This is a genomic window from Paenibacillus sp. 10L310, assembly GCF_056395745.1.
The window spans coordinates 17506-33167 of the sequence record NZ_JBFTKC010000002.1; the positions used below are offsets into that span (position 1 = coordinate 17506).

Consider the following 15662-nt stretch of genomic DNA (forward strand, 5'->3'; position numbering starts at 1 on the left):
GGCGATACTACCTAGAAATATATTCTCCGGTTTGGAGCGAAGGCCAATGAAGAAATCCACAACTAATATTAATACCTCCGAGGTCATTATTGTAGTTATCAATTCAATACTCGGAGCTGGAATTCTAACACTCCCTCGCACAATTAGTAAAGCAGTAGGGACACCAGATGTATGGATTTCTGTCATTTTATCAGGATTAATTGTAACCACAATCAGCATCCTCCTTGTAACCTTGTGTCGTAGATTCCCCGGTAAAACGGTATTCGAATTTATACCCGAAATCACAGGTCAGTGGATTGCTTATCTATTGGGACTTTTAATTATCGTGTATTTTGTTGTTCTTTGTTCATTCGAAGTTAGAGTCATGGCCGAAATTACAAGTATGTACATCCTTGAGCGCACGCCTACTTGGGTCACCATTATGGTCAGTTTGTGGATTGGTATTTATATGTTAACGGGTGGTCTTAAGGTCATCATCCGGGTCTTTTCAATCGTGTTGCCCGTTACGCTTGTGTTGTTAGCTCTGGTTTTCCTTTTAAGCAGCAAGATGTTTGAAATTAATAACCTCAGACCACTCCTGGGCGATGGATTCATGCCTGTGTTGAAAGGTCTTAAACCTTCGTGTCTCTCCTATTCTGGATATGAAGTTTTACTCATCATCACAGCTTACATGGTGGACGTGAAAGCAAGCAATAAAGCTGCTATATACAGCATACTTAGTTGTACGATCATATATTTGGTCACGATTGTTACCGTTGTAGGAAACTTATCTTTGCCAGGAATTCAAACACGAATGTGGCCAACGTTCGACATGGTTCGAAGTTTTGAAATTGAGGGGTTTCTTTTTGAGCGATATGAATCACTGTTCATTGTATTTTGGCTGATGCAGATCTTTGCAACTTATGCTTTTAAACACTATTTTGCGGCAATAGGGATCCGAGATTTGTTTCGTCTCAAAAATATTACTAGCATACAATTCGCGATGTTGCCAGTCTTATATGTAATTGCTTACTTGCCTAAAAACCTGGAGGAAACGTTAGCTTTGGGTGATTTTCTTGGCAATATGTCCATTTTTTTATTTGGCTTGTTACCACTGCTACTGCTAATCATTAGTTTTGTTCGTAAAAAAGGCGGGAAGCAGGCTTCTAGTGAAGCACTTAAGACAAGCTGAATGTTTGGTTCTTATTGTATGTAGACAGTAAAAAAAAAGAAAAAAGCCGCTAAAATAGCGACTTTAATGGGAGTATATTTTCTTCATTATTTATTAAAAGTAACCTTTTCTGTACCGCCTTCAAAAATGATGGATGTGTCCCGCGGCTTCGATTCCGCAATTTTACGGCCGCCTCTGTAGGAATAAAGTACGCCAGCTTGTTTGCGAACAGCCTCATATTCGTTCTCTGCTTCAAGTACGATGAAGTTAGCAGGTTTACCTTCTTCAATACCGTATACATCCTCAATGTGTAACGTTCTTGCGCTGTTTTTCGTAATGAGGTCGATCGAATTCACGATCTGGTCGTAACCAAGCAACTGCGAAGCATGAATCCCCATGTGCAGTACTTGCAGCATGTTGCCTGTACCGAGCGGATACCATGGATCGAAGATGTCATCGTGACCAAAGCACACATTCAGACCTGCTTCCTGCAACTCTTTGACACGCGTCAGCCCTCTTCTCTTCGGATACGTGTCGAAGCGTCCTTGCAGGTGAATGTTAACCAGCGGATTGGAGACAAAGTTCAGATCAGCCATCTTCAGCAAACGGAACAATTTGTACGTATAAGCGTCATTATATGACCCCATCGCTGTTGTGTGGCTTGCCGTTGTTCGTGAACCCAGTCCACGTTCGTAAGCTTCCTTGGCAACGACTTCAACAAAACGGGATTGCTCGTCATCGATCTCATCACAATGGATGTCGATCAGACGGTCGTATTTTTCGGCCAAATCAAACGCAACTTTCATTGAATCAACGCCGTATTCCCGTGTGAATTCGAAGTGTGGAATGCCGCCGACCACGTCAACGCCCATTTTCAGTGACTCTTCCAGCAATTCTGCCCCGTTTGGATAAGAGTGAATGCCTTCCTGTGGGAAAGCAACAAGCTGAATGTCCATATATGGAGCCATTTCTTCTTTTACTTCAAGCATCGCTTTAACAGCAATCAAGCTTGGATCGGTAACGTCCACATGGGTCCGTACATGCTGGATACCTTGTGCCAATTGCCATTTCAGTGCCGTTTTGGAACGTGTTTTAACATCTTCATGTGTCAAGAAAGCCTTGCGCTCTGACCAGCGTTGGATGCCTTCGAACAGCGTTCCGCTTAGATTCCATTCCGGCTCGCCTGCAGTGAGCGTTGTATCGAGATGAATATGCGGCTCAATAAACGGTGGCAGCACAAGCGATCCGTTAACATCCAGGATCTCTTCATTCTCGGTCACTTCCAGTGATTGTGTAATTCGTTCAAACTTTCCGTTCCTCACAACGATATTCCATAGTCCTTCTTTACCCCGCAATTTTGCGTTCTGTATAATCATTTATTTTCCCCATTTCTTTGGTTTCTTTGGCAGGAACAATCAGCATCAAGACGATATAGGCCACTGCTGTACCAAGTAGTGCATTCAATGGTGTTACGCCAGGAGCCAGTTGAGCGAATGCCACGCCGATGGCCCAAGCCACCATCGCTACCCAGTTTACATTTTTGAATGACATGTCGGCAAATGGCTTATAGTTTCTACGTTTCACAATGAAGTAATCTGCGATAATAATAGCCCCGATCGATGGTACCGCCGCGCCCAGTACGTTCAGAAAACTGACGAAGTTGTTGTACATCCACATGGCGAATACGGTACCCACGATACCGTTTACGACGACGAAGAATTTCTTTGAGATTTTGGTGATGTTCGCAAAACCAAGACCCGAAGCGTACAGTGCATTATCGTTGGTTGTCCAGATATTCAAGCCTAGAACGATGATTGCCGGTATGATCAATCCTTGCAGGAACATGACCTCCGAGAGATCGGCCAAGTTATATGCCATTGCACCAACTGCACCAAATAGAAACATGAGTGAGTTACCCAGGAAGAATGCAATCACTGTTGCGGTAACTGCCTGTTTCGATGTCCGGGAAAACCGGGCAAAATCGGGTGTCAGCGTTCCGCCGCTTATGAATGATCCGATACAGATCGTTAATGCTGCCGCCGCGGTAAGCGATTGAGTCGGCATATAATCAAGCAACCCTTGCAGACCACCCAGCGAACCTGCACCTTCGAACATGGAGTAACCACCGAGAATGGCAATCGCAGGAACCGCGATATATCCGAGAATGACGAGTGACTTCATGCCAAAGATGGCTGATGCCGTCATGGCAAGTCCGAACACGATAATTAGCAGGTACACGTTCCAATCCATGGCTTTGGCGACTGGAATCGCGAACATGGCTACGCCTACTCCGAACCATCCGACTTGTGTGAAGCCTAGCAGGAATGAAGGCAGATACGACCCTTTTGCGCCGAACGCATATTTAGCGAGCAAATGTGTGGACAGGCCCGTTTTGGCGGCGATATGTGCCAGTGCTCCTGTGTAGATACCGAGCACCAGATTACCCGCAAGCACGATGCCAATGAACTCCATGAACGTCAAGCTTACTCCCAATGTGCCTCCTGCCAGCATGCTTGCTGAGAAAAATGTGAAACCGAGCATGACGGATAACGTCTTCCAAAAGTGGTTTCTTTGTGATTTCGGCACAGCTTGCCATGAAAACTCTTGATCTTGTTTGCTCATCAGAATACCCCCAACGTAAAGTGTATCTGATACCAAAAAAAGCAGAAAAAAGAGGCTACTCGTCAAGTTATACACTGACAAGTAGCCTCTTTTTGCATCATAATCCGCGCGAAGACACAGAGCATCCCATGACGGGATAAGCCCTGATTCTCGCGTGATTATGAAATCCGCTGCCCTTGCCAGCCTCTCTGGACTGAATTAAAGGTACCAGTATTCAATTACATACTATTATTTTTGAAAAACCTGCAGTTGTCAATGTCATTATTATCCAAAGGTTATTAATTCCTTATACAGCAAGCTGTTTTTGATCACGCATACTCCGATGACAACACACCTGCGGATTGAAAACAAAGCAACGAACAAATAGATGCACGCATTGACATTTGTACAAATAAATTCACTGCGTTTTTTTCATTGTAAGCCGCTGAAAAGGCACCTATAATTACGTTGTAATTGATAATGGTTATCAATTAGAAAAAGAGAACTCAGGGGGAAACAATGATGAACAGTACAATTAAGAAACACCTATTCATATGGGGAGCATGCTTCCTTCTTCTATCCATCCTTGCAGCATGCAGCCGTTCGGAAAGCGCCTCCTCACAAGAAGCTGTGAAGACCAACGAACAAACGACAAAAAGCTATACAACCCAAACAGGCGAAGTGATTGAAATACCCACTCAGCCGCAACGGGTGATCTATCTTGGTTCAACACTTGGAGATCTCCTGGCCATGGATATTTCCGTCGTTGGAGCCAATCTGATTCATGCTTCCGAAAGCTATATTGTAGACCGATTAGAAGGTATTGATGATGTCGGAAATCCTGGTGATTTGGAGGCAATAACAGCCTTGCAGCCTGCCTTGATTTTGAATGGTTATAACCAAGATGCTGACCGAAACACCGCTTTTTCGAAGATTGCGCCTACCATTCCGTTCAACTCGGCGTTACCATTTACGGAACGCGTACGCGAACTTGGCAACATTTTTGGCAAACAGGATGAGGCAGAGCAATGGATCAGCAGATTTGATACAAAAGCGGAAGCGATGTGGGACAAGCTGAATGTGGCAGAGGGCGAGACAGCGACCATCTTCTTGCAGTTGGGTAAACAGCTCTATGTGATGGGCAATCGTTCATTGGGTGTAGTCTTGTATCAAGAGCACGGATTTGCAATTCCACCAGCAATTCAGCAAAACATTATCGACAAGGAGCTAACATTCGTCGAACTTTCGGAAGAACTAATGCCGGACTATGCAGGAGATCATCTCTTTGTCCTAACGCTGGATAATGACGAAAGTCGAGCTGAATCTGATCGGTTGTTACAGAGCACACTATGGAAAACATTGCCGGCCGTTCAGCAAGGACACGTTTACACAGCATCAGCCGATTGGAATACCGACAACCTGCTGGCACTGGAGCAATTGCTTGATGAACTACCGAAATGGATGAATCAATAATATCGCATAGATAACGTCAAAAATCCTCCAACCCCTTTGGGTTATGGGGGATTTTTGGATTTTGTAAACTTCTGCTACGTGTAATAAGGTCTGCAACGAAACATTCTCTAACGTGTAAAATGTGGTAAACTAGTAATTGAGAATTATTATCACTAGATCGGAGTGCTCCAGAATGCAAATGGCTTCCCTATACATCCAACTGCAGCAGCATGATCTGCTTCAGCTCGCACCACTGCAGGAAACCAATCATCATAATCCATCAACCAAGAGCAAGGCTGCCAATGAATATACATTGCTTATTGCTCTGGATCATGGAATTCAGCTGTTAACAAACAATATTTCGAAAGATCTGAGCCAAGGCAGTTGTATTCTGCTCCCTACTCAGCAATCCTACATTCTCAAAACGATAAAAGAGCAAGCGCTTGTAGCTCGGTTTACCTTTCTTGCTTTTCAGGTGGATAAGTCGAATCTGCTCCCGGCTTGCCCTCCTCTTATTCTGGGCTTTCCTTACAGGCTGTCTCTTTCTACTATAAAATTGGCGTTGGCAGGAGAGGACTGGATTTCTCCGCTGCCTTTGCAATCCAACAAGCAAAATCGGTTGCAGGAGAAGAAATTCACGCCTACGCATCATTCAAAATCAGCAGTTACTCAGGCCCGGCTGCAACTGATACTTAGCCTGATGGCTCAGCTAGAAAGCGCTGCTCCGCCAGTGCAAAATGATCAAGCGGTACAGCGTACACTCAGCTATATGGAGCAGCACTACAACGAAGATCTGACCGTAGACCTTTTGGCGGAAATGGCCGGCATGGTTCGATGGCAATATAGCAAATTGTTTAAGGTGATGACTGGTAAGAAACCAACCGATTACCTGGCAGAGCTTAGAGTCAAGCATGCCAAAAAGCTATTGTCCAGTTCTAGCGATACCTTGCGTGAAATATCCAGACAAGTCGGTTTTAAGGATGAGTATTATTTCAGTCGGCGCTTTCATCAGCTCACAGGACACCCTCCACGGGAATACGCCAATATACAAAGAAATACCAGGCAAAGAACGATCACCGATTCCCTCGGCAGGCAGATTTCCCTCCCTGATGTGGCTATACGAATCGTGGTCACAGGTACCAATACCCTTGGTGAGTTGCTTGCTATCGGTATCCGTCCAGTCGGTGCGGGTATAACTACAATGAAATCACAAGTCATATATCGAAACAAACTGCATCAGATCCCGGATATTGGACTGCAAGGCGCACCGGAACAAGTCTCCCTACTGAAGCCTGATCTTATCCTGCTAGGCAACTATAGTGAGCAACAGTTATCTCGACTGGACGCCATTGCCCCTACCATCGTTTATCGCGAATCAACCAGCACTTTTGAGCGTCTTCGTTATATTGCGGATCTTTTCGGTCGAAGCAGAACGGCTGAACAGTGGATCGACCGCTATGAGGAGAGTGTCAGGAGGATCCGGCGACAATTGGCGGATGATTATATTGCAGGAGAACGAGCAACTGTCTATCTGGTGCTGGGTAAGAACATATATGTTATGGGACAGACGGGATTTGCTGCTACCGTGTATGAATCACTTGGCTTTCGACCCACCGAATCCGTAAATCAACTGATCATTAATGGCAGACCTTGGATACAAATCGATCACAATCAAATCACACAATACGGTGGAGACCGAAACTTCGTGATGGTACCTCAGGAGGAGATGAATGTAAATATACCTTCTCCGCTCCAAAGTTTGGTTGGCATGTTGTTACCCGGTAAAGTACATATAGTAGAAGCTGGCTGGAACTACGATGATCCCCTTACCCGTGAGAGGTTATTGACGATTCTACCCTCTATTTTTGCTAAGGATGGACTCACACCTCTGCTAGCAAATGAAAAAAAATAAACCGTGAAGCACGGTTTATTTTTTCGAAAGATTTTCACCATCTTACGATATGTGTCCAACTACCTCTGGTAATACTCTTTCATATTCCTTATATAAAACATAACGATTAACACCTCTGGAAGAGTTAAGTGCTTCATGCGCGTGCTGAATAGCGGTATTGCGGTTTTCTGCTTTGAGTTCAATACCCGCGAGCAATGTTGATCGCATCCACTGTTTTTTAATGGATTGAAGTCTTTCACGCGCATCTTCACTTTTCCCGTCTTCCAAGAGTAGAATGGTTTCGTAATATGTACGGTAGTCCGATAAGCCGATATGAGGTACAGCTTGCCGAATGGCAAACATATCCTTGCGATATAATCCGTAAGCTGCCTTGAACTGTGCTTGTGTTGTTCTTCGCTTATATTTCTGCATAATCTGCTCCATAACTAGTTCTACCTCATCATCAAGTCTGTTTGCAAGAACATAAATAATGTATGTCCCATACAACCAAATAAAACCCGAATTCCCCCCAAGATTTACTCATATGTATCTCCTTCGAATAGAAAAATAACCAGCAAGTCTATATTATATCAAATTTAATTCCCCTTTTTGTATAATATTAGGAAACAAAAATCACGAAGAATATTCTATCTGTCGCAAAATCAAACCTGACAGGATTTACTGATACAACAAAAAAGCAGCTATATTAGCGACTTTCAGTTGAAATAATTGAATTTATTATTGTGCACTTAATAGTTCTTCAAAAGCTTTTATGTTCGTGTCAAAATCAGGAATGGTTTGAGTTTCTTCAGCAGATTTGACTAGTTTTACAACTAAATCATTATAAGGTGTCGCAATTCCCGTACCTTCTGCCCTGCTTGAAACAACTCCGTTAATGTAATCAATTTCCGTTTTGCGGTTCTTCTCCAGATCTTGAAGCATGCTTGCTTTGAGCAGTCTGGAGGGCTCCATCACGTAACGTAATGTTTTCACCCGTTCAGGGATTTCTTCTTCGCTGTTCAGTTCGAGTGAAGCGATGTCGAATCCATTCATTTTAACCAAGGTAACCCCATTGGCGCGAGCAACTTTAATCGTCTCGTCCGCAATATGAGCTGCACTCACAATGCCGGCTTCATGATCAATAATGTCTCCGTATTCCCCATTCAGTGCAGCGGACAAACCACTGAATGCATTGTTAATCAACAATTTGGACCATTTGGTTCCAACCAGGTTATCGGAAATATGAGTTCCACCCACAAGATCCAACACCGATTTCACGCGCTGAATTCGTTCGGTGATTTCACCATTTAATTCACCAATCTGAAAAGCATACTGCTTAAATTGAGTGTACTCGATGGTCAGGCTCGACACACCCGGTTCAATGAGCGTAGCGCCAAATTCAACGGAGCCAGCAATGACACGTTTTTCACCCACAATGGACGCCACTTTTTCTTCCGGAATCCCGTTCTGCAACGAACACACCATACTTTCTTCTTTCAAGAATGGAAGTAATTCCTGAAGAATGGAATCGTTGTAGAGTTGTTTGGTTAAAAGTAACACGAGGTCATATTGTCCTGATTTCTGATCAGGAGTAATGGCTTTTACTTTTGCCTGAAACTCTGTGGTACCCGTCACTTTAGCACCCGTCTGATTTAAAGCATCTACATGTTCTTGATATGCATCAATTAACTCAACGTCCAGTCCACCATCCGCAAGATATGCGCCTACGATGGTTCCCAAAGATCCTGCTCCTACAATTGCAATTCTCATTATATTTTTCCTCCTTATTTCTCTTCCAGGTAGTTGTATACAGGTTGTGCTGCGTTTAAGGTTAGGTTGGTAAGGATATGAGAAGCGGACAACACTTCCAACACAGGCAGATCTGCAAGAGGTGCCAATGCATGTTCGAACAATTGAAGCCGGGCAGGTCCTGTCCAAGCTTCCTTCACTTCGATGTCCGTAATTTGAGTACGGATCAGATCACATATTCTTAAATTCCCGGTATAGTCGGTAGCAATCTTAATCATAAAATTAGGTCGGCATATTTCACGTTTGGCGAACTCTTTATCCATCTCCACGTGTTTATATCCCATCGTTGCCGTGGCTACACGCAACGATCCATAATCTAGTGTGCCAACAAGTGTATCCGAATCGGTATACAACTTGGGTGCGCCCAGCTTTTTCGGATAGGCCGTGAGCTCTCGACCACTCGCAATCGCGGGGAAATTGTCTACGTACATCGAATGCACATAATCGCCTTCCTCCCCATTGAATTGCACAGGGATAACTTGTCCAGCTTCTGTATATGCACCCAGTCCAGAAACATCTGGCATCCACATCACTTCGAATTTAACCAATGGTTCCGTAATTTCGAGAGGTTCTGGTACGGCTGCCCGCAACGCTTTTTCATCGGTCCGGTAAATAATATTCAAATATTCACGATTCACGAATTTGTACGGTGGCATTGGATATGCCGGAGCTGTTAGGGGTGTATTCAGATTTTTAGCTATGTTATTCACATCGATTTTCATCAAAGACACCTACCTTATGTTTTGGTTCTATATAAGTTGAACTAAAGATTATTTACACTGACACTACGATGACAGAACAACCTTCCAATCGCTGTTATCCCCAGATTTTTCTATTCCCCTTCTAAAGGGGAAAATCCGGTGATAAAGGCGAACGCTTTGCTTTTTCAGGTTTTTTCTGTCCTCTCCGTTATTGTGTAAATGATTAGTTCAACTTATATAGTCAGGTTTTGGTATTTAAAATTTGATCTGTATCTCATAAAAAAATTCTACATCAATATTTAAATTTAATATAATACATAATAAGTACTATATATATTTATCAGAATAAATAAGGAGTGCAGATAAATGGAATTGCTTCAGCTCAAATACTTTCAGACCGTTGCCTATACTGAACATATCTCCAAGGCAGCTGCCCAATTGAATATTGCTCAACCTTCCCTAAGCTTAACGATTAAAAGACTTGAGGATGAACTGGGTACCCCCTTATTCCACAGGAGAGGAAGAAACATTCAATTGAATTCCTCAGGTGAGATTTTATTAAAGCATGTAAACCGGATTTTTATTGAAATTGAAAATGCAGAGATGGAGATTAAAGCGGAGGAACAGCAAATATCCAATACAATCAGGATCTCGATTACGAATACTCGGTTCCTCACAGGTCTCATTAGTGACTATATCAACGGTTCCCCTGAAACCAAGCTTCATCAGGGTATTGGGACCCGCAGTGAAATTATTACAGGTTTGAAGAAAAATGACATGCATCTGGGCATTACGGGGCATCCGATTCAGGATGAGGAGATTGAGAGTGTTGTTCTTGTTGAGGAGGACATTGTTCTTGTTGTGCCCACGGATCATGCATACGGCGGAGAAACAAGCATTTCATTAAGTGTTGTTGCAAATGAGCCCTTTATTTCCCTTGCCGATAATAAGGAGTACAGCCGCTTTACAACTATGCTCTGTGAAAAAGCAGGTTTCCTCCCCAATCATGCATTTGAGGTCGATTCTCATACCCTGCTTGAAATTATCAGCCTTAATCAAGGTGTTGCATTAATTCCGATCTCCGTATGTAGAGCACTGGGGTTACGTTATGTAAAAATTGCTGATGATTCAGCCATATATCCCATTAGCCTATCCTGGGTCAAACAAAAATGGTTATCTCCTATTGTTCGAGAATTTCGTGATTTTATTACTTCGTACTATGAAGACCATGCTAGCTTGTTTAAAGTGGAGTAGGATTTCTTGATACATGACAAAAGATAAAAACAAAGACCACGTTAGTCCCATGGAAGGAACCGACGTGGTCTTTGATCGTTATCGTTCTTAGTTATACTGCAGTCTGTCCTTATACCAAATGTCCGGAATCATCTTACGCTCCAGCTCCAACAATTCATGGATGATCTTGTCCGCGTCACTGATGGAACTCACGAGCGGGTCGGTGAGCATCGCCCTTCTCAGCTTCTCGTAGCTCTGTTCCAGAACAGCTTCAACCGTAAGCTCATGCGTATCCAGTACAAGTTCTTGCATCCCTCTTATCCCACGCGGCATCTCGCCTACATGGAGTGGTTTCGACCCATCCATATCTACATCGCATAGTAGTTCCAGGAACGAATCGTTATTCATATTGGTTACCGCACCTTGATTGAGCGTATTGATGAAGAACTTTTTGCCCAAGTTCCCCACCATATTTTCGATGATATCTGTCGCATGATCTGGTCCGAAGGTGCTCATATAATCGGCAATCGGAATGTTCCCCGCAAGGAAGTCATCCACCTGCTTCCACATTTCGTCATGACGCTGATATCTGTCCTCTGTCTCCCAGATCGATAATGGAGGAATGGTATCTGCAGTTTTTCCAAGACCCTGCCAATACCGAACGTATTCCTTTGTATGCGCCGTACAAGTAGGAATGATTCCGAAAATATCATACAGTTCATAGGTAATCGCATCGTTAAAAAGAGCTTTTGCGCCGCGATCACCGCCGTTATTCTCATCACCTGCCAGCTTGCGCATGGCTTCTGCAATTGTGGGCATCACATTTTTTCCTTCATACTCGGCTTTGAGCAGCCAAGTGAAATGATTGACACCCGCGATGCGAAAATCGAATTTCTGGTCTATTTCTGCGGTGAACTGGCTTGTATTTGCAATGATTCCGGCTCGTACAGCGTAATAGGCTTTTTTATGCGGCATATGATGACTATCGCACAGCGCAAACGATTTAAGCTTCGGTGCATAACGATGTAACGCGATGCCGTGCACGGTAGACGGGTTAATATAATTGATCACCCAAGCATCCGGACACAACTCCTCAATGTCTTTGGCGCATTCCATAATAACCGGCAGTTCCCGCATCGCGCGAAAGATCCCGCCCGGGCCAATCGTATCACCGGAACACATGCGAATCCCATACTTTAGAGAAACCTGGCAGTCGATGCCCCGATATTTCACCGATTCTTCCGCAAAGCTGAGTACAACGAAATCGGCTCCAGGAAGCACCTGTCTTCGGTCCACCGAGCCCTCAATCTTTAGGGTTACGTTGTTCTCCTTGGCGACCATTTCCGCTAGTTTTACCATTTTTGAGAGCCGTTCCTCGTTCGTATCCACCAAAGCCAGCGTTCCCTGATTCAAATATGGGGAGTGTACCATCTGCCAGATGGACTGACGACCAAAAAACAGGCTGCCCGCCCCAATAACAACTACCTTTGGATGTTGTGTACTTGTAGCATTCATCAATAACCCCTCCTCTTAACGATATAAGTTCATTATAGGTGAGTGAGCTGGAATCGGAATGTGTGATAGTTTTCAAAACATGTCATATCGTACGATAGTAACAAGAGATAAATCCTTTGTTATGATAGTAAAATATAAAGGATGTCATAAAGTCGAGAGGATTAGGTTGGATTAGATGCACACAGGAACTGTAAATATGAGTATAATCGACGAACTTTCGGAGTATATCACACTTCGCATGAGCTCTTATTTGGAACAAACGCACGACAGTAATTGGACGGAGCACAAGGCTCATTCCGATTATGATCTGTGGTTCATTACAGCAGGCTCCGTCCAGATTACCATCGATGGAATCGAGCATATCGCAGGCCCGGGTGACGTGGTGTTTTTTTATCCGGATATGCCCTATATTGCTTCCACGACCGGAGAGATGTGCCGATTCGTATACATGCACTTTGATTTCAGCATCGCTGAGCAAAAGCGAATTCTCGGCGAGTTTCAGCTCCCGGGCATCGTACCTGGCAATCTGATTCAAGAGGAATCAACGCTATTCACCTCGTCCTATCGAAGATTCAAGCAGAGTGGCGGCGCTTCCGCCAGTCCACTTTATTTGAAAGCCTCTCTACTTCTCGTCATCGCCAAAATTTTAGAATTACACGGGCAAGGCCTGTATCACGGTGAGTTTCTGAAAGACCGAAAACCGAAGAAGATCGAAGGAAGTCTGGAAGTTCTGCAGAATGTTTTTCCATACGTGGATGCAAATCTGCATCGTGCCATCCGAGTTAACGAACTTGCAGACATTGCTGGCGTCTCTGAGAAATATTTTATTTCTTTGTTCAAAAAAATTCTCGGTATTACACCGGGGCAGTATATCAATCAGATCAAAATGAACCGGGCCAGAGACTATCTGTACGAGAAAAAATATACGATCCAGCAAATTGCCGGATTTCTGGGTTATCCCGATCCCTTTACGTTCTCCAAAGCATTCAAAAAATTCTACAACGTGCCCCCTTCCAAATTTGAATAACATACCGCAGACAAACAAAGAGGCAACCGGTCGATCCGGCTGCCTCCGCACTTGATGAATCCTTGGTTATTCAGGGTTTAGTTTACGTACAGGTCCCTTCAGCGTCCCTCGTACTCAAAAGGAGCTTCAGTGGAATACATCTCATGGAAAAATCCTTTATACGGTATATCCTCTTCCAGACATTTAATGAGATACAACAGTTCTTCGTTAGCTTCCGGTTCTTCGCCAGCACGCTGCATTTCCTCAAATTGACCTAGAATATTCTCCAAGAGAGTGACTTGAATAAATAAAGGCAGCTTCTCCAGCATCGAATCTTCAATCTTGGTTTCGGAAGTATATCCAGCGAGGGCGGTTTGGAAATAGTCATCCATGAACTGTTTGCGTTTATCCGCATCCGGCTCAAATTGTATCCAGCCCATACCATGTGACCATAGATCAGCCAAATCATACATATACCAACCGAAGCATGAATTATCAAAATCATACACGGTGATCTCACCGGTATCAAAATCGATCGAGTAATTTCCATCGTTATAATCAAAATGGATCATGCCGAATGTCTCTTGGTTTGTATCCAAACCTTGTAAGGTATTCAGGAGCTCAACCATCTTCTCCTTAAGCAGAGGGAATGATTCAGGTACCAGGTTATCAATATATTCACCGCTGTAATTGTCAATCAAATGATGCCGGCGATGGACGGGAGTGTACCCTTTCGATAGTTGATGCATCCTGCCCAGAACTTTTCCGCTATTATAATAGTATTCGCTAAGTGGGACCCCTTCACGGTACTGATAATGGTTTTCTACCAGCAACTTCCCCTTGGCTTTTACAAACATACAGATAAAGAACGTATGCTCATTATAAGTGATCTCTTCTAACAGATGACCCTTTTTCGAGCTAACTACATTCGAGACACTTGCACCGTGCTCAAACAGATACCGGACATACTCCAGTTCGGCAATGTAATCTTCCCGCTTTCTGTCAGGCAAAAAAGACACCCGTAGAATTAGCGATTCACGCCCCTCTTGCTCGCAAGTGTAAACGACATTACGTCCACCCTCATGAGGCGGAATAAGCTGAATATTGTAACCCTCCAGATGAAACAACTCGGGTACCAGCGTCAGTACATGTGTATTGCTGATGTTAACAGCTTCGTTAAAATTAATAATAATCTCCTCCAGTAAACATTGTTTGGACGGTTTCCCGCAGTGCAATGTCCACAAAAGGAATCTCTGTAATGCAAATATCCTTCTGTGAACCTAAAGCAAAATCACCTTGTTAGACATTTAAAAACGCTCCTTTTTGTTCAGATGGTTACATCTTATCCTAATATTCCACATTTTACTAGCCAAATTTATAACTCAGCAGCCTCGTAATAGTACCGTATCAAAATGTCCTGATCGTAGTTGCCAAACCCTTTCCCGAACAACGTAAGTCCGCCTCGACCGGGCACCCCTTCTTCCGGTCTTAATCCAAACGTCCAGTAAGTGGATGAATCCAGCTCCAGATCATGGATACGCACATCTGAGATGCGCTGGCTATCCATAAACGTCCCTTCTCCGTTAATACGCAGCACCTTCAGTACACCATACTGGTTGACGTCCAATTTCCACCATAACGGTGTATGTTTGCCCTTCCGATCTCCAAAATCCCCTGGGCTTGTCCAGGTTCCGAGGTGATGACCATTAAGGGAAAAACGGATGTCAGAAGGCCAGTTTTCATTAACTTGGGGTGCTTCCGAACTGAGTTCGAGTGAAATTTCAATTTCCTGGAGATGCTGTTCTGTATTCAGATAATTGGGGATCTTATATTCCAGAAAACCTTGTGCAAACCAAAGAATACCTGCATTGACCCGATCCGGGTCCATAAAGCACGCCGGTGTGTCATACTGTCCAATCATCTGCGTAGTTGTCGCAATCCCGCAGGTCGGCCACGCTTCATAATCTGTATACTGACCTACCGGTATGGATATTTCATGGTAAGGAGCATCAACAGGCTCTGGTGACAGGTTAATAGTCATGAACTCTCGTACGATAAAACAGTACTTATAAGTTCCGCCGTTCTCCCGTTTCATTCGGCTACCGACAATTCCGGCTTTTTGCAGCTTGCTGACATGTGTACTTACAATAGCTTTGCTCAGAAAAAGCTCTTGGGCAAGCGCATTGATATGCATTTCTCTGTTTTGTAGTAGCAGGCGCACAATGTTTAATCGGGCTTCACTTGCCAGTGCCTCGTAAATTAGCAGTGAAGCTGCATCTGTCCCAAGCATCATGATGTTCACTT

Annotated in this window: 13 protein-coding genes; 5 read left to right on the plus strand and 8 right to left on the minus strand. The window is 43.9% G+C overall.

The window, feature by feature from the left end:
- Positions 1-46: 46 nt before the first annotated feature.
- The gene (locus AC1DE7_RS05720; protein WP_036671226.1) at positions 47-1171 is read left to right on the plus strand and encodes a GerAB/ArcD/ProY family transporter; all 1125 of its coding nucleotides are present in this window, start codon (positions 47-49) and stop codon (positions 1169-1171) included.
- A gap of 86 nt (positions 1172-1257) precedes the next feature.
- Here AC1DE7_RS05720 and AC1DE7_RS05725 read toward each other — a convergent pair whose 3' ends face one another.
- Both AC1DE7_RS05725 and codB read right to left on the minus strand, forming a co-directional pair.
- The gene (locus tag AC1DE7_RS05725; protein WP_477533904.1) at positions 1258-2526 is read right to left on the minus strand and encodes a cytosine deaminase; all 1269 of its coding nucleotides are present in this window, start codon (positions 2524-2526) and stop codon (positions 1258-1260) included.
- Entirely contained in the window at positions 2495-3772 is a 1278-nt protein-coding gene (gene codB, locus AC1DE7_RS05730; RefSeq protein WP_477533905.1) for a cytosine permease, read from the minus strand. The genes AC1DE7_RS05725 and codB overlap by 32 nt, the downstream gene beginning before the upstream one ends.
- 501 nt (positions 3773-4273) lie before the next feature.
- On the opposite strand from codB, the gene AC1DE7_RS05735 reads away from it, so the two are divergent.
- A complete protein-coding gene (locus AC1DE7_RS05735) occupies positions 4274-5224 on the plus strand; it encodes an ABC transporter substrate-binding protein (RefSeq protein WP_127548810.1) in 951 nt (316 codons plus the stop codon).
- Positions 5225-5396: 172 nt separating this feature from the next.
- Positions 5397-7115, plus strand: a complete 1719-nt coding sequence (locus AC1DE7_RS05740; RefSeq protein ID WP_477533906.1) for a helix-turn-helix domain-containing protein — start codon at positions 5397-5399, stop codon at positions 7113-7115.
- Positions 7116-7157: 42 nt separating this feature from the next.
- Here AC1DE7_RS05740 and AC1DE7_RS05745 read toward each other — a convergent pair whose 3' ends face one another.
- The 3 genes from AC1DE7_RS05745 to AC1DE7_RS05755 form a co-directional block, all read right to left on the minus strand.
- Positions 7158-7538 (minus strand): hypothetical protein, encoded by a 381-nt coding sequence (locus AC1DE7_RS05745; RefSeq protein WP_127548610.1) that lies wholly within the window; start codon positions 7536-7538, stop codon positions 7158-7160.
- Positions 7539-7832: 294 nt separating this feature from the next.
- Entirely contained in the window at positions 7833-8864 is a 1032-nt protein-coding gene (locus tag AC1DE7_RS05750) for a ketopantoate reductase family protein (RefSeq protein WP_315372125.1), read from the minus strand.
- Between the two features lie 14 nt (positions 8865-8878).
- Entirely contained in the window at positions 8879-9625 is a 747-nt protein-coding gene (locus AC1DE7_RS05755; RefSeq protein WP_127548808.1) for an acetoacetate decarboxylase, read from the minus strand.
- Positions 9626-9970: 345 nt separating this feature from the next.
- On the opposite strand from AC1DE7_RS05755, the gene AC1DE7_RS05760 reads away from it, so the two are divergent.
- Positions 9971-10858 carry a LysR family transcriptional regulator gene (locus AC1DE7_RS05760; protein WP_036615729.1) on the plus strand — a complete coding sequence of 296 codons (888 nt, stop codon included), beginning with the start codon at positions 9971-9973 and terminating at the stop codon, positions 10856-10858.
- An 87-nt stretch (positions 10859-10945) separates the two neighbouring features.
- Here the strand turns inward: AC1DE7_RS05760 and AC1DE7_RS05765 are convergent, their stop codons facing one another.
- Positions 10946-12352 (minus strand): family 4 glycosyl hydrolase, encoded by a 1407-nt coding sequence (locus tag AC1DE7_RS05765; RefSeq protein ID WP_315372124.1) that lies wholly within the window; start codon positions 12350-12352, stop codon positions 10946-10948.
- 175 nt (positions 12353-12527) lie between these two features.
- On the opposite strand from AC1DE7_RS05765, the gene AC1DE7_RS05770 reads away from it, so the two are divergent.
- Positions 12528-13379, plus strand: coding sequence for an AraC family transcriptional regulator (locus AC1DE7_RS05770; RefSeq protein WP_127548602.1), 852 nt, complete (start codon positions 12528-12530; stop codon positions 13377-13379).
- A gap of 98 nt (positions 13380-13477) precedes the next feature.
- Here the strand turns inward: AC1DE7_RS05770 and AC1DE7_RS05775 are convergent, their stop codons facing one another.
- Both AC1DE7_RS05775 and AC1DE7_RS05780 read right to left on the minus strand, forming a co-directional pair.
- Positions 13478-14593 (minus strand): phosphotransferase enzyme family protein, encoded by a 1116-nt coding sequence (locus tag AC1DE7_RS05775; protein WP_477533907.1) that lies wholly within the window; start codon positions 14591-14593, stop codon positions 13478-13480.
- Between the two features lie 140 nt (positions 14594-14733).
- Positions 14734-15651, minus strand: coding sequence for an ArsR/SmtB family transcription factor (locus AC1DE7_RS05780; RefSeq protein WP_127548600.1), 918 nt, complete (start codon positions 15649-15651; stop codon positions 14734-14736).
- Positions 15652-15662: the final 11 nt, after the last annotated feature.

Coding starts and splice junctions, on each gene's coding strand:
- AC1DE7_RS05720 (WP_036671226.1), top strand. CDS start 47: ATGAAGAAATCCACAACTAATATTAATACCTCCGAGGTCATTATTGTA.
- AC1DE7_RS05725 (WP_477533904.1), bottom strand. CDS start 2,526: ATGATTATACAGAACGCAAAATTGCGGGGTAAAGAAGGACTATGGAAT.
- codB (WP_477533905.1), bottom strand. CDS start 3,772: ATGAGCAAACAAGATCAAGAGTTTTCATGGCAAGCTGTGCCGAAATCA.
- AC1DE7_RS05735 (WP_127548810.1), top strand. CDS start 4,274: ATGAACAGTACAATTAAGAAACACCTATTCATATGGGGAGCATGCTTC.
- AC1DE7_RS05740 (WP_477533906.1), top strand. CDS start 5,397: ATGCAAATGGCTTCCCTATACATCCAACTGCAGCAGCATGATCTGCTT.
- AC1DE7_RS05745 (WP_127548610.1), bottom strand. CDS start 7,538: ATGGAGCAGATTATGCAGAAATATAAGCGAAGAACAACACAAGCACAG.
- AC1DE7_RS05750 (WP_315372125.1), bottom strand. CDS start 8,864: ATGAGAATTGCAATTGTAGGAGCAGGATCTTTGGGAACCATCGTAGGC.
- AC1DE7_RS05755 (WP_127548808.1), bottom strand. CDS start 9,625: ATGAAAATCGATGTGAATAACATAGCTAAAAATCTGAATACACCCCTA.
- AC1DE7_RS05760 (WP_036615729.1), top strand. CDS start 9,971: ATGGAATTGCTTCAGCTCAAATACTTTCAGACCGTTGCCTATACTGAA.
- AC1DE7_RS05765 (WP_315372124.1), bottom strand. CDS start 12,352: ATGAATGCTACAAGTACACAACATCCAAAGGTAGTTGTTATTGGGGCG.
- AC1DE7_RS05770 (WP_127548602.1), top strand. CDS start 12,528: ATGCACACAGGAACTGTAAATATGAGTATAATCGACGAACTTTCGGAG.
- AC1DE7_RS05780 (WP_127548600.1), bottom strand. CDS start 15,651: ATGATGCTTGGGACAGATGCAGCTTCACTGCTAATTTACGAGGCACTG.